The organism is Mycolicibacterium septicum DSM 44393 (genome assembly GCF_000455325.1).
GTDB classification, from domain to species: domain Bacteria; phylum Actinomycetota; class Actinomycetes; order Mycobacteriales; family Mycobacteriaceae; genus Mycobacterium; species Mycobacterium septicum.
Genome location: NZ_HG322953.1, coordinates 293,386 through 317,615 on the forward strand (window position 1 = coordinate 293,386; position 24,230 = coordinate 317,615).

The 24,230-nt window shown below is 67.5% G+C and carries 23 protein-coding genes and 1 pseudogene; 15 read left to right on the top strand and 9 right to left on the bottom strand.

Annotation, left to right across the window (positions count from 1 at the left end; translation table 11 throughout):
- Positions 1-15: 15 nt before the first annotated feature.
- The 4 genes and pseudogenes from TX88_RS28305 to TX88_RS28320 all read left to right on the top strand — a co-directional run bounded on the left by TX88_RS28305 (position 16) and on the right by TX88_RS28320 (position 6,489).
- Positions 16-4,872: an NAD-glutamate dehydrogenase gene (locus tag TX88_RS28305; RefSeq protein ID WP_044522609.1), complete on the top strand. Its 4,857-nt coding sequence runs from the start codon at positions 16-18 to the stop codon at positions 4,870-4,872.
- Positions 4,869-5,276, top strand: coding sequence for an acyl-CoA thioesterase (locus tag TX88_RS28310; RefSeq protein WP_084622217.1), 408 nt, complete (start codon positions 4,869-4,871; stop codon positions 5,274-5,276). Before TX88_RS28305 ends, TX88_RS28310 begins: the two co-directional genes overlap by 4 nt.
- On the top strand, positions 5,273-5,941 hold the full coding sequence (locus TX88_RS28315) for a DUF8185 domain-containing protein (RefSeq protein WP_044522613.1): 669 nt from the start codon (positions 5,273-5,275) through the stop codon (positions 5,939-5,941). Before TX88_RS28310 ends, TX88_RS28315 begins: the two co-directional genes overlap by 4 nt.
- Before the next feature lie 43 nt (positions 5,942-5,984).
- Positions 5,985-6,489 (top strand): annotated as a pseudogene (locus tag TX88_RS28320) (putative immunity protein).
- Positions 6,490-6,499: 10 nt separating this feature from the next.
- On the opposite strand, the gene TX88_RS28325 reads toward TX88_RS28320, so the two are convergent.
- Both TX88_RS28325 and TX88_RS28330 read right to left on the bottom strand, forming a co-directional pair.
- On the bottom strand, positions 6,500-8,047 hold the full coding sequence (locus tag TX88_RS28325) for a glycoside hydrolase family 13 protein (protein WP_044522616.1): 1,548 nt from the start codon (positions 8,045-8,047) through the stop codon (positions 6,500-6,502).
- Position 8,048: 1 nt separating this feature from the next.
- Positions 8,049-8,453 (bottom strand): globin, encoded by a 405-nt coding sequence (locus TX88_RS28330; protein WP_044522618.1) that lies wholly within the window; start codon positions 8,451-8,453, stop codon positions 8,049-8,051.
- Between the two features lie 144 nt (positions 8,454-8,597).
- On the opposite strand from TX88_RS28330, the gene TX88_RS28335 reads away from it, so the two are divergent.
- The 3 genes from TX88_RS28335 to TX88_RS28345 are packed head-to-tail and all read left to right on the top strand — an operon-like array spanning position 8,598 to position 9,995.
- Positions 8,598-9,242: an HNH endonuclease gene (locus TX88_RS28335; protein WP_044522620.1), complete on the top strand. Its 645-nt coding sequence runs from the start codon at positions 8,598-8,600 to the stop codon at positions 9,240-9,242.
- A 59-nt stretch (positions 9,243-9,301) separates the two neighbouring features.
- Positions 9,302-9,535 carry an aa3-type cytochrome oxidase subunit CtaJ gene (ctaJ, locus tag TX88_RS28340; protein WP_044522623.1) on the top strand — a complete coding sequence of 78 codons (234 nt, stop codon included), beginning with the start codon at positions 9,302-9,304 and terminating at the stop codon, positions 9,533-9,535.
- Entirely contained in the window at positions 9,522-9,995 is a 474-nt protein-coding gene (locus TX88_RS28345; RefSeq protein ID WP_044522624.1) for a DUF5130 domain-containing protein, read from the top strand. Before ctaJ ends, TX88_RS28345 begins: the two co-directional genes overlap by 14 nt.
- Before the next feature lie 79 nt (positions 9,996-10,074).
- On the opposite strand, the gene TX88_RS28350 is transcribed toward TX88_RS28345, so the two are convergent.
- From TX88_RS28350 to TX88_RS28360, 3 genes are all read right to left on the bottom strand, one after another.
- A complete protein-coding gene (locus TX88_RS28350; RefSeq protein ID WP_044522628.1) occupies positions 10,075-10,416 on the bottom strand; it encodes an HNH endonuclease in 342 nt (113 codons plus the stop codon).
- A gap of 93 nt (positions 10,417-10,509) precedes the next feature.
- Positions 10,510-13,095: an aminopeptidase N gene (gene pepN, locus TX88_RS28355; protein ID WP_044522630.1), complete on the bottom strand. Its 2,586-nt coding sequence runs from the start codon at positions 13,093-13,095 to the stop codon at positions 10,510-10,512.
- Positions 13,096-13,133: 38 nt separating this feature from the next.
- Positions 13,134-13,538: a DUF732 domain-containing protein gene (locus TX88_RS28360; protein ID WP_044524178.1), complete on the bottom strand. Its 405-nt coding sequence runs from the start codon at positions 13,536-13,538 to the stop codon at positions 13,134-13,136.
- Between the two features lie 280 nt (positions 13,539-13,818).
- Here TX88_RS28360 and TX88_RS28365 point away from each other — a divergent pair, with 280 nt between their 5' ends.
- The 7 genes from TX88_RS28365 (at position 13,819) to TX88_RS28395 (ending at position 20,347) form a co-directional block, all read left to right on the top strand.
- Complete coding sequence (locus TX88_RS28365; RefSeq protein WP_044522632.1) at positions 13,819-14,451, top strand: mycothiol-dependent nitroreductase Rv2466c family protein; 633 nt, start codon at positions 13,819-13,821, stop codon at positions 14,449-14,451.
- Between the two features lie 67 nt (positions 14,452-14,518).
- On the top strand, positions 14,519-15,916 hold the full coding sequence (locus TX88_RS28370) for a purine-cytosine permease family protein (RefSeq protein WP_044522633.1): 1,398 nt from the start codon (positions 14,519-14,521) through the stop codon (positions 15,914-15,916).
- Positions 15,913-16,353, top strand: coding sequence for a nucleoside deaminase (locus tag TX88_RS28375; RefSeq protein ID WP_044524180.1), 441 nt, complete (start codon positions 15,913-15,915; stop codon positions 16,351-16,353). Before TX88_RS28370 ends, TX88_RS28375 begins: the two co-directional genes overlap by 4 nt.
- Entirely contained in the window at positions 16,350-17,309 is a 960-nt protein-coding gene (locus TX88_RS28380; RefSeq protein ID WP_044522637.1) for an isopenicillin N synthase family dioxygenase, read from the top strand. The genes TX88_RS28375 and TX88_RS28380 overlap by 4 nt, the downstream gene beginning before the upstream one ends.
- Before the next feature lie 37 nt (positions 17,310-17,346).
- Positions 17,347-17,826: a ribose-5-phosphate isomerase gene (locus TX88_RS28385; protein ID WP_044524181.1), complete on the top strand. Its 480-nt coding sequence runs from the start codon at positions 17,347-17,349 to the stop codon at positions 17,824-17,826.
- Between the two features lie 3 nt (positions 17,827-17,829).
- Positions 17,830-18,624: an Fpg/Nei family DNA glycosylase gene (locus tag TX88_RS28390; RefSeq protein ID WP_044522643.1), complete on the top strand. Its 795-nt coding sequence runs from the start codon at positions 17,830-17,832 to the stop codon at positions 18,622-18,624.
- Between the two features lie 37 nt (positions 18,625-18,661).
- Positions 18,662-20,347 carry a cation:proton antiporter gene (locus tag TX88_RS28395; protein ID WP_044522645.1) on the top strand — a complete coding sequence of 562 codons (1,686 nt, stop codon included), beginning with the start codon at positions 18,662-18,664 and terminating at the stop codon, positions 20,345-20,347.
- 78 nt (positions 20,348-20,425) lie between these two features.
- On the opposite strand, the gene TX88_RS28400 is transcribed toward TX88_RS28395, so the two are convergent.
- From TX88_RS28400 to TX88_RS28415, 4 genes are all read right to left on the bottom strand, one after another.
- The gene (locus TX88_RS28400; RefSeq protein WP_044524182.1) at positions 20,426-21,256 is read right to left on the bottom strand and encodes a hypothetical protein; all 831 of its coding nucleotides are present in this window, start codon (positions 21,254-21,256) and stop codon (positions 20,426-20,428) included.
- A 51-nt stretch (positions 21,257-21,307) separates the two neighbouring features.
- Positions 21,308-22,495 (bottom strand): serine hydrolase domain-containing protein, encoded by a 1,188-nt coding sequence (locus TX88_RS28405; protein WP_044522647.1) that lies wholly within the window; start codon positions 22,493-22,495, stop codon positions 21,308-21,310.
- 180 nt (positions 22,496-22,675) lie between these two features.
- Positions 22,676-23,287 (bottom strand): maleylpyruvate isomerase family mycothiol-dependent enzyme, encoded by a 612-nt coding sequence (locus tag TX88_RS28410; protein ID WP_044522648.1) that lies wholly within the window; start codon positions 23,285-23,287, stop codon positions 22,676-22,678.
- A 345-nt stretch (positions 23,288-23,632) separates the two neighbouring features.
- Complete coding sequence (locus TX88_RS28415) at positions 23,633-23,914, bottom strand: GlsB/YeaQ/YmgE family stress response membrane protein (protein WP_044524183.1); 282 nt, start codon at positions 23,912-23,914, stop codon at positions 23,633-23,635.
- Between the two features lie 165 nt (positions 23,915-24,079).
- Between TX88_RS28415 and TX88_RS34625 the strand changes: the two genes are divergently transcribed.
- Positions 24,080-24,226 carry a hypothetical protein gene (locus TX88_RS34625; protein WP_167333311.1) on the top strand — a complete coding sequence of 49 codons (147 nt, stop codon included), beginning with the start codon at positions 24,080-24,082 and terminating at the stop codon, positions 24,224-24,226.
- Positions 24,227-24,230: the final 4 nt, after the last annotated feature.

Here is a 24,230-nt window from a genome sequence, read left to right on the forward strand (position 1 = left end):
TAGGGAGTGATCCGTATGACGGCCGAACCGGGAGCTCTTCGGGGACAGGGAATTAGCGACCGGGATCGCTCACAGGCACCGCCTGAGGTGATCCACCGGCTCGCGGTGGCTTTCCTGTCCACCTACCGGGCTCCGCAGGCCGATGCGCCGGGTGTCGCGGCCACCGGCCCTCAGGCCGCGGTGGCCGAGCGGCTGGTCTCCGATGCCACGTTGGCCGCCCACTACGCGTTGGCCGGCCAACGGGCACCGGGCGAAACCAAGGTCATGGTGTATCCCGGGGACAGTGACTCCGGCCCGGCCCTGCAGATCGTCACCGAGCAGGCGGCGATGCTGGTGGATTCGGTGACGGTGTTGTTGCACCGGCACGGCATCGCCTACCCGGCCATCATGAACCCGGTCTTCCGGGTGCGCCGCGACGCCAACGGTGTGCTGCTGGATTTCCAGCCCGCTGCCGAGGCGACCGGGGTTGACGGGGTCGACGAGTGCTGGATCCTGGTCCCGGTCAGCGGGGCTGCCGACGGTCCCGCGCTCACCGAGGTGGTCGGGCTGGTGCCCGGTGTCCTCGCCGAGGCCCGTCAGATCGGGCTGGATTCCGCGGCGATGGGCGCCGCGCTGCACGCCCTGGCCAACGACGTGGCCACCGATGTGGAGGGCCGGTTTCCCAACGCCGACCGCAGGGACGTGGCCGCTCTGCTGCGTTGGCTATCCGACGGACACTTCGTGCTGCTGGGCTACCAGCAGTGCGCGATCAGCGACGGGCAGGCCTCGGTCGATCCGGCCAGCCGGCTCGGTGTGCTCAAGCTGCGTGACGATGTGCTCCCGCCGCTGACCGCCGCCGACGACCTGATGGTGCTGGCGCAGGCCACGATGCCGAGCTATGTGCGTTACGGCGCCTACCCGTACATCGTCGTCGTGCGCGAGAGCTCCGGCGGGCGGAGTGATGTCATTGCTACAGAGCATCGTTTCGTAGGCCTGTTCACGGTGGCTGCGATGAACGCCAACGTGCTGGAGATCCCGTTGATCTCGCGGCGCGTCGAGGAGGCGCTGGCGATGGCCCGCCGCGATCCCAGCCATCCCGGGCAGCTGCTGCGCGACATCGTCCAGACCATCCCACGCCCCGAACTGTTCGCGCTGAGCTCCAAGCAGCTGCTGGACATGGCTTTGACCGTGGTGGACCTGGGGTCACGGCGCCGTACCCTGCTGTTCCTGCGTGCTGATCAACTAGCGCACTTCGTGTCCTGCCTGGTGTACCTGCCCCGAGACCGCTACACCACCGCGGTGCGGCTGGAGATGCAGGACATCCTGGTGCGCGAGCTCGGTGGCGAGAGCATCGACTACTCCGCCAGAGTCAGCGAATCGCCTTGGGCAGTGGTTCATTTCACGGTTCGGCTGCCCGACGGCACCGCCTCGCACACCGTGGACACCTCGGCCGAGAACGAGAACCGGATCCAGAATCTGCTGACCGAGGCCACCCGCAACTGGGGTGACCGCATGACCAGCGCTGCAGCCCACGCGGCGCTCAGTCCCGCCGCCGTCGAGCACTATGCGACGGCGTTCCCGGAGGACTACAAGCAAGCCGTCGCCCCGGCGGATGCGATCGCCGATATCGCGATCATCGAAGGGCTGCAGGACAATTCGGTCAAGCTGGTGTTCGACGAGGACGGGGCCGACGGGCTGGCCCAGCTCACCTGGTACCTCGGGGGACAGTCGGCCTCGCTGAGCGAATTGCTGCCGATGCTCCAGTCGATGGGTGTGGTGGTGCTCGAGGAGCGCCCGTACACCGTGCGCCGGGCCGACGGCCTGCCGGTCTGGATCTACCAGTTCAAGGTGGCCCGGCAGCGCAGCATCCCCGAGGCGCCCGACGCGGCTTCGCGTGAGGCCACCGCCCGGCGATTCGCCGACGCGGTGACCGCCATCTGGCACGGGTGGGTCGAGGTGGACCGGTTCAACGAACTGGTGCTGCGGGCCGACCTGACCTGGCAGCAGGTGGTCATCCTGCGCGCCTATGCGAAGTACCTGCGCCAGGCGGGTTTTCCGTACAGCCAGTCGCACATCGAGTCGGTGGTCAACGAGAACCCGCACACCACACGATCATTGGTGCAACTGTTCGAGGCGCTGTTCGACCCGTCCGAGGACACCGCGGGCACCCGGGACGCCCAGGGGGCGGCCGCGGCCGTGGCCGCCGACATCGACGCCCTGGTGAGCCTGGACACCGACCGGGTTCTGCGTGCCTTCGCCACCCTGATCCAGGCCACCCTGCGTACCAACTACTTCGTGCAGCAGCCGGATTCGGCGCGGCAACGTGGTGTGGTGGCGATGAAGCTGAACCCCGGCCTGATCAACGAGCTGCCGTTGCCGCGGCCCAAGTTCGAGATCTTCGTGTACTCGCCCCGGGTGGAGGGCGTGCACCTGCGGTTCGGGTTCGTGGCCCGCGGCGGGCTGCGCTGGTCGGACCGCCGTGAGGACTTCCGCACCGAGATCCTCGGTCTCGTCAAGGCCCAGGCGGTGAAGAACGCGGTCATCGTGCCGGTCGGGGCCAAGGGCGGGTTCGTGGTCAAACGACCGCCAGAGCTCACCGGTGACGCCGCCGTCGACCGCGAGGCGACCCGCGCCGAAGGCGTTGCGTGCTACCAACTATTCATCTCCGGACTGCTCGACGTGACGGACAACGTCGACAAGGGGACCGGTGCCGTCGTCACCTCACCGGACGTGGTCCGGCGCGACGGGGAAGACGCCTATCTGGTGGTCGCGGCCGACAAGGGCACGGCCACGTTCTCCGACATCGCCAACGAGGTCGCGAAGTCCTACGGGTTCTGGCTGGGCGACGCGTTCGCCTCGGGCGGTTCCATCGGCTACGACCACAAGGCCATGGGCATCACCGCCAAGGGTGCGTGGGAGTCGGTGAAGCGGCACTTCCGGGAGATGGGGGTGGACACCCAGAGCCAGGACTTCACCGTCGTCGGCGTCGGCGACATGAGCGGTGACGTCTTCGGCAACGGCATGTTGCTCTCGAAGCACATTCGGCTCATCGCCGCCTTCGACCACCGGCACATCTTCGTCGATCCCGACCCCGACGCGGCGGTGTCGTGGGTGGAACGCAAGCGCCTGTTCGAGCTCCCGCGGTCCAGCTGGGAGGACTACGACGCCAAGCTGATCAGCGAGGGCGGCGGTGTCTTCAGCCGTCAACAGAAGTCCATCCCGCTCAGCCCGCAGGCCCGCGCGGCACTCGGGATCGACGGTGACATAGAGGAACTCACGCCGCCGGCCCTGATGAAGGCCATTCTCAAGGCGCCGGTCGATCTGCTGTGGAACGGCGGTATCGGCACCTACGTCAAGGCCGAGACCGAGGCCGACGTCGGTGATCGCGCCAACGACCAGATCCGGGTGAATGGAAACGAGGTGCGGGCCAAGGTCATCGGCGAAGGCGGCAACCTCGGTGTGACGTCCCTGGGGCGCATCGAATTCGACCTGGCCGGTGGCCGGATCAACACCGATGCGCTGGACAACTCCGCGGGCGTCGATTGCTCGGACCACGAGGTCAACATCAAGATTCTGATCGACTCGCTGGTCACCGCGGGCAAGGTGAGTCCCGAAGAACGCACCGAGTTGTTGTTGTCGATGACCGACGAGGTCGGTGCCCTGGTGCTGACCGACAACAAGGACCAGAACGACCTGATGGGGACCAGCCGGGCCAACGCCGCGAGCATGCTCTCGGTCCACGCCCGGATGATCAGGGAGTTCGTGGCCAACCGCGGTCTCAACCGCGAGCTGGAGGCGCTGCCCTCGGAGAAAGAGATCAAGCGCCGCGTCGATGCCGGAATCGGTTTGACCTCACCGGAATTGGCGACGCTGATGGCCCACGTCAAGCTCAATCTCAAGGACGACGTGCTGGCCAGTGACCTGCCCGAGCAGGAGGTGTTCGCCTCCCGGCTGCCGCAGTACTTCCCGGAGAAGTTGCGGAAGCAGTTCACCAGCGAGATCCGGTCGCACCAACTGCGCCGGGAGATCGTCACCACGATGCTGGTCAACGATCTCGTCGACACCAGCGGGATCAGCTACGCGTACCGCATCACCGAGGATGTCGGGGTCGGCCCGGTCGACGCGGTGCGCAGCTACGTCGCCACCGACGCCATCTTCGGGATCGGCAAGGTGTGGCGCGAGATCCGGGCAGCTGGTGACGAAGGGGTCCCGGTGTTCGTGACCGACCGGATGACGCTGGATCTGCGCCGGCTGGTCGACCGCGCCGGGCGCTGGCTGCTCAACTACCGTCCGCAGCCACTGGCGGTCGGTGCCGAGATCAACCGGTTCGCCGCGAAGGTGTCCGCGCTGCGCCCGCACATGTCGCAATGGCTGCGCGGTGACGACAAGGCCATCGTTGAGAAGGAGGCCGGGGAGTTCTCCGCGCAGGGGGTGTCCGACGAACTGGCGTTTGCCGTGGCGACCGGTCTCTACCAGTACAGCCTGCTCGACGTGATCGACATCTCCGACATCGTCGACCGCGAGCCCGCCGAGGTGGCCGACACCTACTTCGCACTGATGGATCGCCTCGGTGCCGACGGGCTGCTCACCGCGGTGTCCCAGCTGGGCCGCGATGACCGGTGGCATTCCCTGGCGCGGTTGGCGATTCGCGACGACATCTACGGTTCGCTTCGGGCCCTGTGCTTCGACGTGCTCGCCGTAGGCGAACCCGACGAGACCGGCGAGGAGAAGATCGCCGAGTGGGAGCTGACCAACAGCTCCCGGGTGACCCGCGCCCGTCGCACGCTGACCGCGATATACCAAGATGGTGAGCAGGATCTGGCAACGCTGTCTGTGGCGGCGCGGCAGATCCGCAGCATGACACGAACGAGTGGAACGGGAACAACTGCGTGAGCTTTACAACGCCGGTGCACGTGCGCTGGTCGGACATCGACATGTACCAGCACATCAACCACGCCACCATGGTGACCCTTCTCGAAGAGGCCCGGATACCGTTCCTGCGTGAGCCGTTCGGCGCCACGATCGAGACCATCGGCCTGCTGATCGCCGAGGTCAACATCGCCTACAAGGGGCAGCTGCGGCTGGTGGACTCACCGCTTCAGGTGACCATGTGGTCCAAGCGGGTGCGGGCCGTCGACTTCACGATCGGCTACGAGGTGCGTTCGCTGAATGCCGCTCCCGACTCCAAGCCGTCGGTGATCGGCGAGACCCAGCTGGCCGCGGTGCACATCGCCGAGCAGCGACTCGAACGGCTGACGGCCGAGCAGCGTGGCTACCTGGAGAGCCACCTGCGATGACCATCTCGGAGCGCGGCCTGTGGATCGACGATCCGCGCGACCGAGAGGATCTCGCGACGTTCCTCGACCGTGCCCTGCGGTTGGACGATGCTGCGGTGGTGCGGCTGCGGGAGCGAGCCCGCGACCGGGAGGCCGGCACAGCCGTCGCCTGGGTGGCGACCGGGTTGGAGGTGCTGGCCAGCCGGGTGGTGACCGGGCGGGTGCGACCGTCGGACCTGTCCGCGGGAGCCGACGCGCTGGTGACCGGATTGTCCACTGCCGCAGACGGATACGTCGACCCCGGCTTCCCGATGGATTCGGCCTGGCGCGGTGGCTTGCCGCCCGACGACGGATTCGTCCACCTCGATGACATCCCCGCGCGGGTGATGCTCGACCTGGCCCAGCAGGGTGGAGCGCTGGCCCGCGAGCACGGCAGCGCCCACGGCCCGCCGGCCTCGCTGCTCGACCAGGAGGTAATTGCGGTCAGCGCAGGTGACGAGGTCGTCGGGGTGCCCATGCGCTGCGTTTTCGCGTTGACGGCCATGGGGTTTCTGCCGCAGACCGGCAACGAAGTGAGCGAAGAGGAGATCGTCCGGGTTCGCGCGCACCCGTCGTGGTTGCGCATCGACGCCCGGTTCGGGTCGGTGTACCGGCGCCGGGAGAGCGCCGCCCTGATCCTGGGCTGACCGTCGGGCGCGCAACGTGACATCGGGCGACTTCGAGCTGAGCATGGACGAGCTGCGGGTCGTGGCTCGATACGTGACGGAGACGGCTGAAGAAGTCCTCGTCGTGTTCGAGGGCGTGCATCCCGACGACCCTCGGCCGCGAGCCGCCATCACCGCCGCCTGGCGGTTCGTCAACGGCGCCCCCACGATCCCAGGCGCAGCGGGTCGCTTCACTGGATGCGCACCGGGCAGCGAAAGACGCCGACACCGAATCCGCGCGCCTGGCGGCACAGGCAGCCGGTGACGCCGCCTCAGCGGCCTACCTGCACCCGATCGCGAAAGCCCATCAGGTCGGCCACATCCTGCGGGCCGCGGCGAGCGTGGCCCGCATCGCCGAGATCAACAGCGGCGATCCTGCGGCGGGGGACATGGTGCTGCAACGAGTTCGGCACCTGGCCACACCGGTCTTGATCGACGTCCTCCGTCGCTATCCGCCTGCGCCGTCCGGTACCAACCGGGTGGCCCAGCTGATGGCGACCTTGGATGGTGCCCTGCGGGCGCAGCGCTGACGGCCCGCCTCTAGATCAGCCAGACGGCGGTGTCGGCGGGCAGCACGGCATCCGTCAGCTCACCACTGCTCAGCAGCACCTCGCCCGGCGGCAACGGCACCGGCCCGGCGCCGGTGTTGAGCACACACACCAGGCCGCCTTCGCGCCGCAACGTGAGAACCTCGTCGGCGGTGTCGAGCTCGATCCGGCTGCCGGCGAATTCCACACGGCTGGAGCGCAATTGGATGGCCCGGCGGTAGAACTCCAGCGTCGACGCCGGGTCGGCCTGCTGATGCTGCACCGTCAACGGAGCCCACTCGGCGGGCATCGGCAGCCAGGTGTCGGTGCTCGAGGAGAAGCCGAACGGCGGAGCGTCGCCCGACCACGGCATCGGGACCCGGCACCCGTCACGTCCGCGTTCGGTGTGGCCGGAGCGCTCCCACACCGGATCCTGGAGCACCGCGTCGGGCAGGTCGACGTTGGGCAGCCCGAGTTCCTCGCCGTTGTAGACGAATACCGCGCCCGGTAGTGCCAGCATCACCAGCGCCATCGCCCGCGCCCGCGCCAATCCCCGGGCACCGTCGCCGTAGCGGGTGACCTCGCGTTCCACGTCGTGGTTGGACAGCGTCCACGTCGGTGTCGCCCCGGCGAGGTTGGCCGCGGCGATCGCGTTGTCGATCGCGTCGTGGACTTCGCGGGCGTCGAAATCGGCTTGCACCAGACGGAAATTGAAGCCGAGGTGCAGTTCGTCGGGGCGCAGGTACCTGGCGAAGCGCTCGTTGCCGTGCACCCAGACCTCGCCGACGGCCACCGCGTCCGGATAGTCGTCGAACACCGTGCGGATGAACCGGTGGATGTCGTGCACGCTGTCGTTGTCGAACCGCGGGTCGTCGTCGCTGTTGCGCAGCAGCGCGGTATCGGTGATAGCCATGTCGGGCAGCTCGGGTGGCTTGGCCATGCCGTGGGCGACGTCGATGCGGAACCCGTCGACCCCGCGGTCGAGCCAGAACCGCAGCGTCTTCTCCAGGTCCTCGAACACCTCGGGGTGGTTCCAGTTCAGGTCAGGCTGGGCGGGGTCGAACAGGTGCAGATACCACTGGCCCGGTGTGCCGTCGGGCTCGGTGACGCGGGTCCATGCCGGGCCGCCGAACACCGACACCCAGTTGTTGGGCGGCGCGTCACCGTGCGGGCCGCGGCCGTCGCGGAAGATGTAGCGGTCGCGATGGCGGGGATCGGACAGGGCCTGGACGAACCACGGGTGCGCCGAACTGGTGTGGTTGGGCACCAGGTCCATGGTGACCCGGATGCCGCGGGCATGAGCGGCGTCGAGCAAACGGTCCAGGGCGTCGATGCCGCCGAACAGCGGGTCGACGTCGCGCGGGTCGGCGACGTCATAGCCGTGGTCGGCCATCGGCGAAACCATCACCGGGTTGAGCCACAGGGCGTCGACGCCGAGCGCCGCCAGATAGTCCAGCCCGGTGCTCACCCCGTCGAGGTCACCGACCCCATCGCCGTCGCTGTCGGCGAATGAGCGGGGATAGACCTGGTAGAAAACCGCGTCTGCCCACCACCGGCGCATGTCAGAACGCCGAGTTCACCATCGAGTCTGCGGCCATGTTCAGATAATCCAGCAACGCCTGTCGGTGCGGCTCGTCCAGCGTCGTCGAGTCGATCGAGGCCACCGCGGTGTGCATGCAGCGCAGCCAGGCGTCGCGCTCGAGGTATCCGATCCGGAACGGGGCGTGCCGCATCCGCAGCCGCGGGTGGCCACGCTGGTCGGAGTACGTCCGCGGCCCACCCCAGTACTGCTCGAGGAACATCCGCAGCCGCTCTTCGGCACCGTCGATGTCGTCCTCGGGATACAACGGCAGCAGGATCTCGTCCTCGCGCACCAGTTGGTAGAACCGCGACACGATCGCCGCGAAAGTGTCGTGCCCACCGACTTCGTCGTAGAAAGATCGCTGCACCTGCGTCACGTCGTTCATTGTGGTCCATTGTGGCCTGACGGCACGTCGGCGCCGGTCACGGCACCGTGGTCACCTGGTGTTCATTGGACTGACCTGCGAACACACAAAGAATTTTCGTGCGTATCCGCAGGATCCATGGTGGACTGTCTCCTCGGAGGCTCCATGGCGCACAGCAAAAAAAGCCATATGCGACGGACCGGCCACATACCCGGCCCATCGGGACCCCATGTGCCAAATCGCCCTCTGCACAGCGTCGAGGCACTGCCGACGATCAACCCTGACGCCTCCCTGTGGGGGCGGCGCCGGGTGCTGCTGCTCAACTCCACCTACGAACCGCTGACCGCGCTGCCGCTGCGGCGTGCGGTGATCATGGTGATGTGTGGCAAAGCCGACGTCGTGCACGACGACCCGTCGGGACCGGTCATCCACTCGGCCACCCGCACCATCGTGGTGCCCTCGGTGATCCGGCTGCGCACCTTCGTACGGGTGCCCTACCGGGCCCGTATCCCGATGACCCGGGCCGCGCTCATGCACCGGGACCGCTTCCGCTGTGCGTACTGCGGCGGGCGGGCCGACACCGTCGACCACGTCATCCCGCGTAGCCGCGGCGGCGAGCACTCCTGGGAGAATTGTGTGGCGGCGTGCGCGCCGTGCAATCACCGCAAGGCCGACCGGCTGCTGGCCGAACTGGGCTGGTCACTGCGGTGCGTGCCGATGCCGCCGAAGGGTCAGCACTGGAGGCTGTTGTCGACGATCAAGGAACTCGACCCGGCCTGGGTGCGCTATCTGGGTGAAGGTGCGGCCTGACGCCCGACTTGCTGGGCACTCTCGGCGCGTCGTCGCATTGCGGCTGATACGGTTTGCGCGTGAGCACAGCACTTACCCATTCCCTCCTCGGAGGGGTTCCGCTGTTGTTGTTCGTGGTCCTCGCGTTGATCTTCATGACCCGCAAGGGACCGCACCCGGCTACCTACAAGTTGTCCGAGCCGTGGACCCACGAGCCCATCCTGTGGGCTGCCGAGGAGCCGCAGGATCACGGGCACGGCGGGCATGATTCACACGGTGTGACGATCGGAGGCGGCGCAAGTGGCAAGTGGTGAAGTTTCTACCGTCGCTCCGTCCGATCTGGACCTGCCCTACGGCTACGCCCTGACCTACAGCGGCCGGATCTCCGGGGTCACCGAGCCCGGAGAGCTCTCCGTGCACTACCCGTTCCCGACGATGGATCTGGTCGTGCTCGACGACGCGCTGAAGTACGGCTCGCGCGCGGCCAAGGCCCGGTTCGCCGTCTACATCGGTGACCTCGGCGCGGACACCGCCGCCACGGCACGCGAGATCCTGGCCAAGGTGCCCACCCCCAACAACGCGGTGCTGCTCGCGGTCTCACCCGACCAGCACGCGATCGAGGTGGTCTACGGCGCCGACGTCAAGGGCCGTGGCATCGAAGAGGCCGCCCCGCTGGGCGTCTCGGCAGCTGCCGCCTCCTTCAAGGAGGGCAACTTGATCGACGGTCTGATCAGCGCCGTGCGCGTGCTGTCAGCCGGCGTTGCTCCTGCCTGATTCTTTCAGTACCTAGCGCCGCGAGCGTGCGTGGTTGTCGACTGACAAGCACGCACGCTCGCTGCATTTGCGGGGTGGCCTAGCCCGTCAGCTCATTGCGGATCTCGACATATCGCGTCAAGAACGCACGCTCATCGAACCGCTTGCGCCGCATCCAGGTGCTGACCTCGAAGTTGCACTTGCTGGCGTTGCACGATCCGCACGCCGGCACGACGTTGTCCACGGTGTAGCGCCCGCCGCGCGAGATCGCCATGACGCAGTCCTTCTGGAACGGACCCGTGGTGCCGCGGCAGTAGGCGCACCCGCCCCACGCCGCTTTGATGGCCTCCCACTGTTCGTCGGTGAGGTCGTGGACCACGAGATCCATCCGGCGCTTGCGCTTGCGGGCAGCCCGTGCCGCGCGCGTTCGACTGACCGCCACGGAGCAAGCCTATGAGCCCCGCGAGCGACCGCGTCGGTACAGAAAACACGGCGTGTCGCCGTACAGACACGGTCGCTCGCGGGGCAGAGGCAATCAGCTCACATCGAAGGCACGGGCGCGCAGGGAGCGTTCCACCCCGGCGCGGCCCTCGATCACCAGCCGGCGCAGCGCGGGCGGCACCTCGGGATCGGACAGGAACGCGTCCGCCGCGTCGAGCCCGTTCTGGCTGATGTCCCACGACGGGTACAGCCCGATCACCACGGTCTGGGCGACCTCGCTGGACCGCCGCTCCCACACCCCGGAGATCGCCGCGAAGTAGCGCGCCGTGAACGGTGCCAGGAACTCGGACTGACCGGGCTGCACGAAACCGCCGACGATCGAGCGGGTGGTGATGTTGGCGATCGTGTCGTCCTCGATGACCTGCTCCCACGCCGCGGACTTCACCACGTCCTGCGGGCGGGCGGCCGAGGCCGCGGCGGCCTGACGCTTGCCGGCCGCGGTCGGGTCGTTCTCCGCCTCGGCATCGATGAACGGCGTCTCGGGCCCGTCGGCGTCGACGTCGCCGGTGCGGGCCAGTGCGGTGACGATCCGCCAGCGCAGGTCGGTGTCGATCACCAGGCCGGTCATGTTCACCGCGGCCGGCTCGTTGTCGAGCAGGGTCGACAGCACGGCGACGTGGTTCGGCGACAGCACCGAGGTGCACAGCGCGTTCACGAAAGCGAGTTGGTGATCGGAGCCTGGCGCGGACTCTCGGGCCAGGTCGAGGAGTGCATCCCCGAACGACGGCCAGCCGATTTCAGCGGCCCAGGCGGGATCGGCGTAGGAGCTCAGCGCGGTCTGCGCCTGCATCAGCAGCCGCTGGGCGACCCCGACCTCGGTCTCGGCGTGCACGCCGCTCATCACCAGGGCGACGAAGTCGCGGGCCTTCATCTCGGCCTCGCGGGTCATCTCCCAGGCTGCCGACCATGCCAGCGTGCGGGGGAGTGGATCGGCGATGTCGGCGATCCGGGACAGCACGGTCGACAGCGAGGCGGGGTCGAGCCGCAGCGAGCAGTAGGTCAGGTCGTCGTCGTTGACCAGGATCAGCTTGCCGCGTGAAATGCCCACCAGTGCGGGAACTTCCGTGACCGGGCCCTCGACGTCGAGCTCCTCGCGGTGCACGCGGACGAGCTTGCCCGAACCGTCGTCGTCGTAGATGCCGATGGCCAGCCGGTGCACCCGGGTCTCCCCGGCGCCCGGGGCCGCGCCTGACTGGGAGATCGCGAATCGGGTGAACGCACCCGATCCGTCCACCTCGAAGTCGGCCCGCAGCGTGTTCAAACCCGTTGTCTTGAGCCATTGCCGGCCCCAGCCGGACAGGTCACGTCCCGAGGACTTCTCCAGCGCACCCAGCAGATCGCCGAAGGTGGCGTTCGCGAAGGCATGGTCGCGGAAGTAGTCGCGCAGCCCGGAGAGGAACTCTTCGAGCCCGACGTAGGCCACCAGCTGCTTGAGCACCGAGGCGCCCTTCGCGTAGGTGATGCCGTCGAAGTTGACCTCGACGGCGGCCAGGTCCGGGATGTCGGCGGCGACCGGGTGAGTCGAGGGCAGCTGGTCCTGCCGGTAGGCCCAGGACTTCTCCACGTTGGCGAAAGTGGTCCACGCCGTGTCGTATTCGGTGGCCTCGGCCTGACACAGCACCGACGCGAACGTCGCGAAGGACTCGTTGAGCCACAGGTCATCCCACCACTGCATGGTGACCAGATCGCCGAACCACATGTGGGCCATCTCGTGCAGCACGGTCTCGGCGCGACGCTCGTAGGAGGCCCGGGTCACCTTGGACCGGAAGACGTAGTCCTCGAGGAACGTCACCGCGCCGGCGTTCTCCATGGCTCCCGCGTTGAACTCGGGGACGAACAGCTGGTCGTACTTGCCGAACGCGTACGGCGTGCCGAAGTTCTTGTGGTAGAAGCCGAAACCCTGCTTGGTCTCGGTGAAAAGCCGGTCGGCGTCCATGAACTCGGACAGCGAGGCCCGGCAGAAGATGCCCAGCGGGATCTCGCCGTGGGAGTCGGAGTAGGAGTCGCGCCACACCGCGTACGGTCCGGCGATCAACGCCGCCAGGTAGGTGCTCATCTTCGGGGTGGTGGCGAAGGTGTGCACGGTGACCGCGCCGTCGGGCTCGGTGCTTGTGGTTGCCCCGTTGGAGATCACCTGCCAGTGCGACGGCGCGGTGACCCGGACATCGAACGTGGCCTTGAGGTCGGGCTGATCGAAGCAGGCGAGCATCCGCTTGGCGTCGGCTGTCTCGAACTGCGAGTAGAGGTAGACCTCGTTGTCGACGGGGTCGACGAAGCGGTGCAGGCCCTCGCCGGTGTTGGAGTACAGGCAGTCGGCATCGACCACCAGGGTGTTGTGCTCGGCGAGACCCGTGAGTGTGATGCCGGTGGATTCGTCGTAGCCGGATACGTCCAGTGCGACGCCGTTGAGCGTCGCACTGCGGACCGTGTCGGCCGCAAGGTCGATGAAGGTGTCGGCGCCGGCGAGGGCATCGAACGTCACAGTCGTCGTGGACCGGAAGGTGCGTTCGCCGGGGTTGCCGGTGCCGTCGGTGAGGTCGAGGACGACGTCGTAGTTGTCGACGGTGACCAGAGCGGCGCGCTCGACGGCCTGTTCGCGGGTGAGATTGGGAAGTGCCACGTGTCCAACCTAGTGGCTGGACGTCGGAGGGACCCGGGCTACTGGGGGAAGCCGGCGATCCCGGCGAGCCCGTTGAGGGCGCCCAGGTTGTTCAGGATCGAACCGTCGCTGATCGACGACATCATCTGCGGGCAGTACATCTGGATGGCGATGCCGGTGAAGAACGACGCCATCTGTGGGGACATGCCGCCGTCGCCGCGCATCTGCGAGGCCACCGACGCGAAGTTCTTGCCCGGCTCGACCAGCATCGGACACACGTCCTGGCCCATCTGGACGGCGGTGTTGGGGTCGCCGTAGCCCACCCCGGCGCTGTTCAGCGCGTTCAGGAACGAAGTATCCGTCGGATCGTTCGGCGCCGGGACCGGGTCGGCTTGCGCAGGGACTGCCAACGCGAGGGCGGCGGCGACGGCACCTGCGGTGGCCAGGAAGGCACGAGCGGCCATGTTGAGCTCCTCAGCTATCACGCAGAACCCTTACATCGCTCTGCTCACTTGGGCAACAGTGGTTTACCAGGGTCACAGGAACAACACGTTTCGATAAAGGTTCGCCCACTATGCGTTTCCTGTGCTGCTGCCGTGACTCCAGCATGCATGTCGACATGCCGGTCACCAAGCTTGTCGCGATTGCTCCCCGGATAGTTACTCGCTCCGGGAACATCTCGGTGCAGGTGCAGAGTTGTGCTGAATGCAGTTGTGCCCTGAACCACATCGAGAGGACGCGTAGATGGCCACCGTAGATCAGAAGGCCACGGACCAAAAAGACACGGCCGGATTCTGGTTCGACCCGCTGTGCCCGTGGTGCTGGATCACCTCACGCTGGATCCTCGAAGTCGAGAAGGTCCGCGATATCGACGTGCAGTTCCACGTGATGAGCCTGGCGGTGCTCAACGAGGGCCGTGACCTGCCCGAGAACTATCAGGAACTGATGAAGAAGGCGTGGGGCCCGGTCCGGGTCGCGATCGCCGCCGAGCAGCTCAAGGGTCCGGACATCCTCGGCCCGCTCTACACCGCGATGGGCTTCCGGATTCACAACCAGAACAACAAAGACCTCGATCAGGTCATCGCGCAGGCCCTCGACGAGGTCGGTCTGCCCGCCGAACTGGCCGAGGCCGCCACCACCGACAAGTACGACGACGAACTGCGTAAGAGCCATCACGCCGGTATGGACGCCGTGGGTGACGACGTCGGCACCCCGACCATCCACGTCAACGGTGTCGCGTTCTTCGGCCCGGTGCTCTCGAAGATCCCGCGCGGTGAAGAAGCCGGCAAGCTCTGGGATGCGTCGGTGACGTTCGCGTCGTACCCGCATTTCTGGGAGCTCAAGCGTTCCCGTACGGAGGCACCTGAGTTCGACTGACGGGTGAACCGCACCCAAAATCGCGATTCCGGTTGCGTTACACCGCGGCTCACGCCACGGTGTACGCATGACAGCGGCTGAGCCCAGTACTGACGGTTCCTACCGCGACCGGATCGCAGCTGTCGAGCCGGGCGGTAACGAGCACATCGCCGAGGCCGATCGGCACGGCAAGCCCAGCCAGTTGTTCTGGACCTGGACCTCGCCGAACCTCGAATTCGCCACGATCTTCCTGGGCGTGCTGGCGGTCTCCGTCTACGGCATGACGTTCTGGCAGGCAGTGGCAGGCCTGGGGATCGGCACCGGTCTGGGGGCGCTCGCGCACTACTTCCTGTCCAAGCGCGGGCCCCTGCACGGTGTGCCGCAGATGGTGCTGGGCCGGCTGGCGTTCGGCTTCAAGGGCAACGCCGTGCCCTCGCTGCTGATGACGGTGACCGCGGGCATCGGGTGGTTCGCCACCAACAGCGTCAGCGGTGCGTTCGCGCTCTCCACCCTGTTCGGCATCGCTCCGGTGCTGGCGCTGGTGCTCGTCGTCGTGGTGCAGACCGCGCTGGCGGTGTTCGGGCACAACCTGGTTCAGGCTTTCGAGCGGTGGGCTTTCCCGGTGCTCGCGGTCATCTTCGCGATCACCTCCGTGGTGATCCTGACCAAGGCGGATTTCGGTGCGCCCGCGGTTACCGGCGGTGTCGGCGGCATGGGGGGTTTCCTGCTGACCGTGGGCACCGCGTTCGGTTACGTCGCGGGGTGGGCGCCGTACGCCGCCGACTACACGCGGTACCTGCCGCGCTCCGAGGCCGGACCGCGCACCGGGTTGTACGCCGCCGCAGGGCTGTTCGTGTCATGCATGCTGCTGCAGGCGGTGGGTGCGGCCTCGGTGACCATCGGCCCCGCGGTCTCGGACAATCCGACCACTGCCTTCACCTCGGAGCTGGCCCCGTGGCTGGCGAGCCTGACCCTGTTGGCCATCGCGATCGGGGCGGTGGCCGCCAATGCGATCAACATCTACTCGGGCGCAATGGCTTTCGTGACCATCGGGATCAAGCTCCCGCATCACATCGCCCGGGCGCTGGCGACTGCGTTCTTCGGGGTGGTCGGATTCCTGATCGCCTGGTGGGCGCTGGCCGACGCGGCGGCCAGTTACGAGGCGTTCCTGCTGATCATCGCGTACTGGATCGGACCGTGGCTGGGGGTGGTGTTCGCCGACGAGTACCTGCGCGGCGACGCGCCCGTCGCGCACTTCCTCTACGACCGCTCCTACACGAACTGGCCCGGCCTGGCGTCGTTCCTGATCGGTCTGGTGGTGTCGGTGACGTTGTTCTGCAACCAGGCGAAGTTCGTCGGCTACATCGCTCGCGAGGTACCGCAGTTGGGTGACATCACGTTCTTCGTCGGGTTCCTGATCGCCGGTGCCTGCTATCTCGTGTTGTGCCGGTCCAAGCTCACCGCGGAACGGGCGGTGCCGGCATGAGCCCGGAACAGATGCTCGACATCGCCGTCGAGGAGGCACGAAAAGGGTTGGCCGAAGGCGGTATTCCCATCGGCGCCGCCTTGTTCAGCTCGGACGGGACCTTGCTGGGGGCCGGCCACAACCGGCGCGTTCAGAACGACGACCCGTCCATCCATGCCGAGACCGACGCCTTCCGGGCCGCCGGCCGTCAGCGCGGTTACCGCTCCACGATCATGGTGACGACGCTCTCTCCCTGTTGGTACTGCAGCGGCCTGGTCCGCCAGTTCAACATCGGCGCGGTGGTGATCGGCGAGAGCCGGACCTTCACCGGTGGCCATGACTGGCTGGCCGAGCACGGGGTGGCAGTTACCCTGCTCGACGATGAACGCTGCGTGGCGATGATGGAGGACTTCATCGCCGAGCGGCCGGATCTGTGGGCGGAGGACATCGGCGAATGAGCGCGATAGCAACGATTGACATGTCTCGCTGGTACGCCGGCGGGGCCGAGGCCGACGCAGTCGCCGCCGAGGTGGACGCCGGGCTGCAGCTCGCGGGTTTCATCGTCGTCACCGGCCACGATGTGGACACCGACCTCGCGGCCAAGGTGCGCGCGGCCAGCCGGGAGTTCTTCGCACTGCCGGACGAGGTCAAGCAGGGCTATTCGGTGCCCGTGGGCGGGCACGGCTGGATCGGACCGGGAGCCGAAGCCAACGGTTACGCCGAGGGCACCGAGACCCCGCCGGATCTGAAGGAGAGCTACAGCCTGGGCGCCGAGACGGCGACAGGTGACCCGGAGGTCGACCGGATCTGGTTCGCGCCCAACGTGTGGCCGGCCGAGGTGCCGGTGCTGCAGGCTTTGGTCGACGAGTACACCGCCGCGATGCGGAAGGTCTCCGACGACCTGCTGGCGCTGTTCGCCCACGCCCTCGGATTGCCGGTCAATCCCTTTGTCGCCCTGGCGGATCGGCCGACCTGGACCATGAACATCAACCACTACCCGCCGGTCAGCGTGGTGGGGGAGCCGGAGCCGGGCCAGTTCCGCATCGGTCCGCACACCGACTTCGGCACGGTGACGATCCTGGACCGCGAGCCGGGCGCGGGCGGACTGCAGGTCTTCTCCGAGCAGGAGGGCTGGGAGGACGCGCCGTGGGAGCCGGGATCGCTCACGGTCAACATCGGTGACCTGCTGGAGTACTGGAGCGGTCACCGCTGGCCGTCGGGCCGGCACCGCGTGCTGCCGCCGCAGCCGCACGCCCCCGAGGAAGACCTGGTCTCGTTGATCTACTTCTACGAGGCCAACCACGACGCACTCGTCACCCCGCTGGAGCCGCCCATCGGCAAGGTTGCGGGCCTCGAGCCGGTGACGTCGGCGGCCTTCATCAAGGAACGCCTGGACGCCATCACCATCGGTTAGCCAGGGGCGCGTAGCGCCGTCTGAGAGAATGACCGGCATGCGCGTCTACATCGGTGCCGACCACGCCGGATTCGAGTTCAAGCAGACCATCATCGACCACCTCAAGAAGACCGGCCACGAGCCGATCGACTGCGGTGCCTACAGCTACGACGCCGATGACGACTACCCGGCGTTCTGCATCGACGCGGCGGTCAGGACAGTCGCCGACCCGGGCAGCCTGGGCATCGTGCTCGGCGGCTCGGGCAACGGTGAGCAGATCGCCGCGAACAAGGTGCCCGGCGCCCGATGTGCCCTGGCCTGGAGCGTCGAGACCGCCAAACTGGCCCGCGAGCACAACAACGCGCAACTGATGGGTCTTGGTGGGCGCATGCACAGCGAGGAGGAGGCGCTGGCCATCGTCGACGCGTTCCTGTCGACGCCGTGGTCGGAGGCCGAGCGTCACCAGCGTCGCATCGACATTCTCGCCGCCTACGAGAAGGACCACGTGGCCCCGCCGGTACCCGGCGCGCCTGCCTGACCCATGCCCGAAGGGCACACCCTGCACCGGCTGGCCCGGCTGCACCAAAAGCGGTTCGGCCGGGCACCGGTGGTGGTGTCCAGCCCGCAGGGCCGCTTCGCCGACGGTGCGGCCGCGGTCAACGGCCAGTTGTTCAAGCAGGCCGACGCCTGGGGCAAGCACCTGTTCCACCATTACGACGGCGGCCGGGTCGTGCACATCCACCTCGGCCTGTACGGCACGTTCACCGAGGCTCCCGTTCCGCTGGGGCTGCCGGTCGGCCAGGTGCGGATGCGGATCGTGGGCGCCGAGTACGGCACCGACCTGCGTGGCCCCACCGTCTGCGAAGTGATCGCGGAGCCCGAGATCGCCGATGTGGTGGCGCGCCTCGGTCCCGACCCGCTGCGCAAGGATGCCGATCCAGCGTCGGCCTGGGCGCGAATCAGTAAGTCGCGCAGGTCAATCGGTGCGTTGTTGATGGACCAGTCGGTGATCGCCGGAGTCGGCAACGTGTACCGCAGCGAACTGCTGTTCCGTCATCACATCAATCCCTACCGGCCGGGCACGCACATGGCCCAGGCCGAATTCAGCGACATGTGGACCGATCTCGTCGAACTGATGAAGGTCGGGGTGCGCCGGGGCAAGATCGTCGTCGTCCGCCCCGAGCACGATCACGGTGCCCCGTCCTACGGTCCGGGCCGGCCCCGCACCTACGTGTATCGCCGGGCGGGGGAGGCCTGCCGGGTGTGCGGCGCAGGAGTGCGCACCGCAGAACTGGAGGGCCGCAACCTCTTCTGGTGCCCCGACTGCCAGGTGTGAGCGCGCGGCACCAGCGCGGGCACGGGACAATTCCCCGGTGGAATTGATCCTCGTCGTCGTCGGAGCCATCCTCGTCACAGCAATCGCGCACCGCCGTGGGATGGAACCCGCCCTGATCATCGTGGTGATCGGCAGCGCGGTGTCGTTCCTGCCTGGCTTCGAACCACCCGAACTGGATTCGCACATCCTGTTGACGGTGGTGCTGCCGCCGCTGCTGTACTCGGCAGCCCTGGACTTCTCCTTCCCGACGTTCTTCCGCAACATCCGCCCGATCCTCGGCCTGGGTATCGGCCTGGTCGTGGTGACGGCATTCGCCGTGGCAGCGGTCTCGTCCTGGTTGGTGCTGGTGCCACTGACCTTCGGGCTGGCCCTCGTGCTCGGCGCCATCGTCGCGCCGCCGGACGCCGTCACCGCCGTCGCGGTGGGCCGCAAGCTCGGTCTGCCCAAACGGGTGATGGCGATCCTCACCGGCGAGAGCCTGATCAACGACGCGGCCGCGCTGACCCTGTTCTCCATCGCGGTGGCCCAGGTCGCCGGGAGCCACACCTTCATCGAGAACCCCTTCCTGCTGTTCGGGTACAGCGCCACGGTCGGCCCGGTGGTCGGGGCGCTGCTGGGCTACGTGACGCTGTGGATTCGTAAGCACCTGGACAACCCTGGCCTGGAAACGGTGCAGGGTCTGGTGGTTCCGTTCGCGGCCTTCATCACCGCCGAGGAACTGCACGCCTCTGGCGTCTTGGCGGTGGTGGTCGCCGGCTTCGTGGTCGGTAACGGTGCGATGGGGGCCGGGTACCAGACGCGACTGCAGGAGCGCTACGTCTGGAATTCGGTCGACGTGCTGCTCGAGGCGTTCGTGTTCGCCTACATCGGCCTGCATCTGCGGTTCGTGCTGCAGGACCTCAACGAAGCCCACGAGTCGCTGGCCGTCGTCGCGGTCGCCTCGGTGATCGTGTTGCTCATCGTGCTGGTGATCCGCCCGCTGTCGGTGTTCCTGATGTTCGGCCGGAACAAGCTGTCCCGGCACGTGGAGAGCAAGTTCAGCGTGCCGGTGCCCGACGGTGCTCGCGGCGCCCTCGGCAGGCGCAGCCGAAAGCCGAGGGCGCGCTGGCGCCGGATGATCGATCGCCGCTCCCTGAGCTGGCGGGAGAACATCGTCGTGTCCTGGACCGGGATGCGTGGCGTGGTGACACTGGCCGCGGCCGCCGCGATTCCGGCGACCACGGCTTCGGGGGAACCCTTCCCGGAACGCGCCACCATCCAGGCCATCGCGTTCGCGGTGAGTGTGGGCACCTTGCTGATCCAGGGCTGGACTCTGCCCCTGCTGATCCGCCGGCTGAACCTGTCCCGGTTCTGCGACGACCACGCCGCCGACCGGGAGGAGGAACTCAAGGCCGAACGTGTGGTGCACGATGCGGCCGACGATGTGCTCGACGCGTTCGAGGCAGATCCGCCCGAAGGCCTGGATCCGCGGGTGGTGACCGAGATCCGCGCGGTGATCGCCCGGCATTCACAGGACGCAGACGAGATGCCCGACCCCGAGGCGCTCACCAAACGGGCCGCGGTGTTCTCGGGTCTGTACCGCGATGTCCTTGCGGCGCAACGCGGTGCGCTCATCACCGAGCGCGATGAAGGCCGGATCGAGGACGAGGCGGTGCGGGCCATGTTGGAGCGTCTGGACCTGCAGGAGGCCGGTGTGTCGGCGCGTCTGGAGAGCCGCCTCTAGAAGAGATTCGCGCGAACAGTCGCGTAGGTACCCGAAAAGTGTGAGCCACAGGTACCCGAGCGTCTGTTCGGCAGAGGGTCAGAAGCCCCCGAAATCGCCACCGCCGAAGTCGCCGAAGCCGCCACCGTCGAAGCCTCCGCCGTCCCAACCGCTGGCGTCGGTACCGCCCCAGTCGCCACCGCCGGCGTCGCCGCCATCGAACCCGCCGGCGTCGCCGCCGCCGTCCTGGCCCGCGGCGAAACCGTCGGAATAGCCGTCACCGTAACCGTTTTCGAAACCCTGGGCGCCGTAGTTGACCCCGTGCATACCGGAGAACATCGCGTCGAACAGCAGCACCGAGCCCAGGCCCCAGGCGCCGGCCACGAGCGCCGGCTTCCACCACGGCTCGGAGTACCAGCCGGCGGGCACCGGGCGTCCGGCGACCCGGCCGCCGGGGTAGTAGTTCGGGGTGTTCGCCGACGGAGTCGGGGAGGCCTCGATCTCGCGGCCCTCGAAGTTGATCCGCCGGTCCTCGGTGACCGCTCCGGCCGAACGTTGCCCGCTCAGCGACTCCAACTCGGGACCCGGATCCATGCCCATGGCGGTCCGGGCCGCGCGCACGTAGTAGAGCCCTTCGATGGCACTCTCCTTGGCCAGCGCGGCCTGCTTGGCGGTGGTGGCCTGATCGATCTGTGAGGATGCCGCGGTGTAGCGCTCGGAGGCGTCGGCCAGTGCCTGCTTGGAGGCATCGTCGGAGCCGGTCAGGTTGAGCACCTGCCCGCCGAGACGTTCGATCAGCCGGCGGGCGTCAGCCTTGGCGTCGGCCAGCGACTCCGCGGAACGGCGGCCGTTGGCCTGCGACGAGCTGTAGACAGCGAACGCGATCGCGGCGATGACGAGAACGATGAGTACCAGCAAAACGCTGTTCATGGCGTCCAGCGTACCCACGGGAAATGGCGTTTCCGGGTCCTCGAAGAGAACTCAAATTACGCCGAGAGCGGAGTACACCTCGTTGGACAGCGCGACCGTGCGCGGGTCGGCATTGCACTTGGTGGCGTCGAAATAGTTCATCACGTAGGCGTAGCCGATCCGGTGCTCCAGGTCGACGAAGGCGAACGAACCACCCGACCCGCCGTGTCCGAAGATGCGGGTGTTCGGTCCGGCGATGCCGCGCTGGTTGAGCATGTAGCCCAGACCCCAGCCGTGATCGGCGACCCGCGCGCCCAGCACCACATCGGCGTCGAATCCGCCCTGGGAGATCCGGCAGCGCTCCATGTGCTCGCGGGTCAGGAGTTTCTCCTGGGCCAGCGCGTTGTAGAAGGTCGCCATGCCGAGCGCGGAGACGTGGGCGTTGGTGCTCGGGAACTCGGCGCTGCGCCAGGCGTCCAGGGCCTGCACGCCCAGTTCGTCATCCGGCACGAAGTCCATCGACACCGCCCAGCCGGCCATCGGATGGTCTCCGAGCGAAGCCGGCGGTTCGTCGACCCCGTTGTCGGCCAGCAGGCTGCGAACCGACGGCTTGTTCACCATCTCCGCGCAGCGATGGTGGTGCCAGGCGGGCAGGCCGACGTGGATGTCGGCGCCCAGCGGTTCGGCGATCTCGGTGCGCAGGTACTGACCGAGGGTGCGGCCCGTGACCCGGCGAACCACCTCGCCGAGGATGAAGCCGAAGGTCACCACGTGGTAGCCCTGCGCGCTGCCAGGCGGCCACCACGGCGTCGCGGCTGCGATCCGGGCGCACACCGCGTCCCAGTCGGTCACCTGCTGCCAGCTCATCGGTTCGCGCGGGCCGATCACGCCGGAGCGGTGGCCCAGCACCATGGCGATGGTGATGTTCTGCTTTCCGGCCTGGCCGAACTCGGGCCAGTAGCGGGCCACCGGCGCATCGAGGTCGATCTCGCCGCGGTCGGCCAACAGATGGATGCAGGTGCTCAACAGCCCCTTGGATCCGGAATACACGCTGGCCAGGGTGTCCTGCTGCCATGGCCTGGTACCGGCTGCGTCGGCGGTTCCGCCCCACAGGTTGACCACCAGGTCGCCCTCGACCCAGACCGCGACAGCAGCGCCGACCTCGTTGTGGTGGGAGAAGTTGTCCGCGAAGGCATCGCGCACCCGGGCGAATTCGGACGTGCAGAAGCCGTCGATCGTATCGATCGGCCGACTTCTCAACGGTCCTCCAGCGGGGGCAACGGACGCGGGCGATGACTCGGCAGAGCGCCGAAACACGTCACTGCCCGATGCTAGGGGCGGCCCGTTAACTGAATCGATGGGCGCGGTCGGATCGTTACGGGGTTGGCGTCGGGTCTGTGCCGATTCGACGCCGGATCGAGACCGGACGTTTCATCGTCCTCACAGGTGAGTCACGCCCGGTCCCCGCAGTTCGCCGGCGACCGCCTCAACGCGTCCCGTCATCGCCAGCAAGATCGCCTCACCCGGTCCACGGATCTCCGGCCCGCGGCCGGCCGACCAGTCGAGGTCGCCGGCGATCAATCGCAGACCCCGGGTGCGGCGGGCTCCGCCGATCACCGGGCTGATCCGCGCAAAGGCCAGGGCGGCGAGCAGTGCGTCCGCCGGAATGGTGCGGGACCGTCCGAGCGGGCGCCGGATGTCCTGCTGGTGGATCAGGCACTCGATCAGGGCTACCCGGCAGCCGTAGAGCGCACCCGCGCCGGACGGATCGGCGCCGGCCCGCATCAGGATGCGCAGTTCGTCGGGTCCGGCACCGGCGTCGGCCTGCAGCGCGCGGTCGTTGATCCGGTCCACCTGCCCCCGCGCGGCCAGCATCGCTCCGGCGAGCTGCAGCCGGGTCTGTCCCAGATAGGCGACGGTGTGGGCGACGACGTCGCGGACATTCCAGCCCGCGCACAAGGTCGGTGCCTGCCATTCGTCTGGAGCCAACCCGTCCAGCAGATCGGCGAATTCCTGGCGTTCCCGGTGGGCCAGGGCGCGGACACTGATCATTCGCGCCCCCGTCGCTCGAAAGCCATACTCAGCCAACAAGATCTAAGCAGCCCGGCCGATTCCGGGCTTACCCGGTCAACTCACGCGCGATCCACGTATCGCGAAAATCCGGCCGTTGTTGATGAACGTATTTACCGGGGAGGCGCACCAATTTGGTGCATGGGATTTGCCGGCATTCCAGCCGGAAACGAAATAAATCACCGCGATAATTGAGCGCCATGATGTGCATACATTCCGCAATGCCTTGGTCGTGGCGGCAGGAACGTGTTCAACCGGTGATGGAGCCAAGAATGGGCTCCGCCGATCATGAGGACAGGGGATCGGCGGAGCCGGCGGCTGTCCTGCTCAGTGCCCGACGGGCGTGCCGCGTCGGCCCGACAGGGCCGTGTAGATCGCGATCAACACAATCGCCACCACGACACCGACCACGAACGGGACGATTGCGAATCCGCCGTTCGAGTTGGTGTATCCGACGGCAGCGGTGAGCCAAGAGCCGATCAGGGCTCCGGCGATGCCGAGCACGACCGTCATGAGCGTGCTGACATTCTGCCGACCGGGCATGATGAGTCGCGCGAGTGCGCCGATAATCGCACCGACGACGACTGCGGTGATAATTGCTCCGATCATCTCGTTGCCTTTCGTTCGAACCGACTTCTTGCAATCGGTGTGGTACACATCACTTTCCTCCGATTTTCGGGAGTCGGCCAGTATTGAGATGTGCGCGATATCCGGCAGTGGCCTACTCGTGGGTAATCGGCCGCAGCGCGCGGCGGGGCGGGATAATTCGGTGCCATGACCACCGTGCTGTGGGTACTCGTCGCGGTATTCGCCGTCGGCGTCGTCGCCGGTGGGCTGTTGCGCATTCGTGCGTGGCTCCAAAAGCCGGTGCCGCCCGAGGTGATCGAGGCGGCACACCGCGATGATGACGAGGACGACTAAGGCT

Coding starts and splice junctions, on each gene's coding strand:
- TX88_RS28305 (WP_044522609.1), top strand. CDS start 16: ATGACGGCCGAACCGGGAGCTCTTCGGGGACAGGGAATTAGCGACCGG.
- TX88_RS28315 (WP_044522613.1), top strand. CDS start 5,273: ATGACCATCTCGGAGCGCGGCCTGTGGATCGACGATCCGCGCGACCGA.
- TX88_RS28325 (WP_044522616.1), bottom strand. CDS start 8,047: ATGCGCCGGTGGTGGGCAGACGCGGTTTTCTACCAGGTCTATCCCCGC.
- TX88_RS28330 (WP_044522618.1), bottom strand. CDS start 8,453: ATGAACGACGTGACGCAGGTGCAGCGATCTTTCTACGACGAAGTCGGT.
- TX88_RS28335 (WP_044522620.1), top strand. CDS start 8,598: ATGGCGCACAGCAAAAAAAGCCATATGCGACGGACCGGCCACATACCC.
- TX88_RS28360 (WP_044524178.1), bottom strand. CDS start 13,538: ATGGCCGCTCGTGCCTTCCTGGCCACCGCAGGTGCCGTCGCCGCCGCC.
- TX88_RS28365 (WP_044522632.1), top strand. CDS start 13,819: ATGGCCACCGTAGATCAGAAGGCCACGGACCAAAAAGACACGGCCGGA.
- TX88_RS28370 (WP_044522633.1), top strand. CDS start 14,519: ATGACAGCGGCTGAGCCCAGTACTGACGGTTCCTACCGCGACCGGATC.
- TX88_RS28375 (WP_044524180.1), top strand. CDS start 15,913: ATGAGCCCGGAACAGATGCTCGACATCGCCGTCGAGGAGGCACGAAAA.
- TX88_RS28380 (WP_044522637.1), top strand. CDS start 16,350: ATGAGCGCGATAGCAACGATTGACATGTCTCGCTGGTACGCCGGCGGG.
- TX88_RS28385 (WP_044524181.1), top strand. CDS start 17,347: ATGCGCGTCTACATCGGTGCCGACCACGCCGGATTCGAGTTCAAGCAG.
- TX88_RS28390 (WP_044522643.1), top strand. CDS start 17,830: ATGCCCGAAGGGCACACCCTGCACCGGCTGGCCCGGCTGCACCAAAAG.
- TX88_RS28400 (WP_044524182.1), bottom strand. CDS start 21,256: ATGAACAGCGTTTTGCTGGTACTCATCGTTCTCGTCATCGCCGCGATC.
- TX88_RS28410 (WP_044522648.1), bottom strand. CDS start 23,287: ATGATCAGTGTCCGCGCCCTGGCCCACCGGGAACGCCAGGAATTCGCC.
- TX88_RS28415 (WP_044524183.1), bottom strand. CDS start 23,914: ATGATCGGAGCAATTATCACCGCAGTCGTCGTCGGTGCGATTATCGGC.
- TX88_RS34625 (WP_167333311.1), top strand. CDS start 24,080: ATGACCACCGTGCTGTGGGTACTCGTCGCGGTATTCGCCGTCGGCGTC.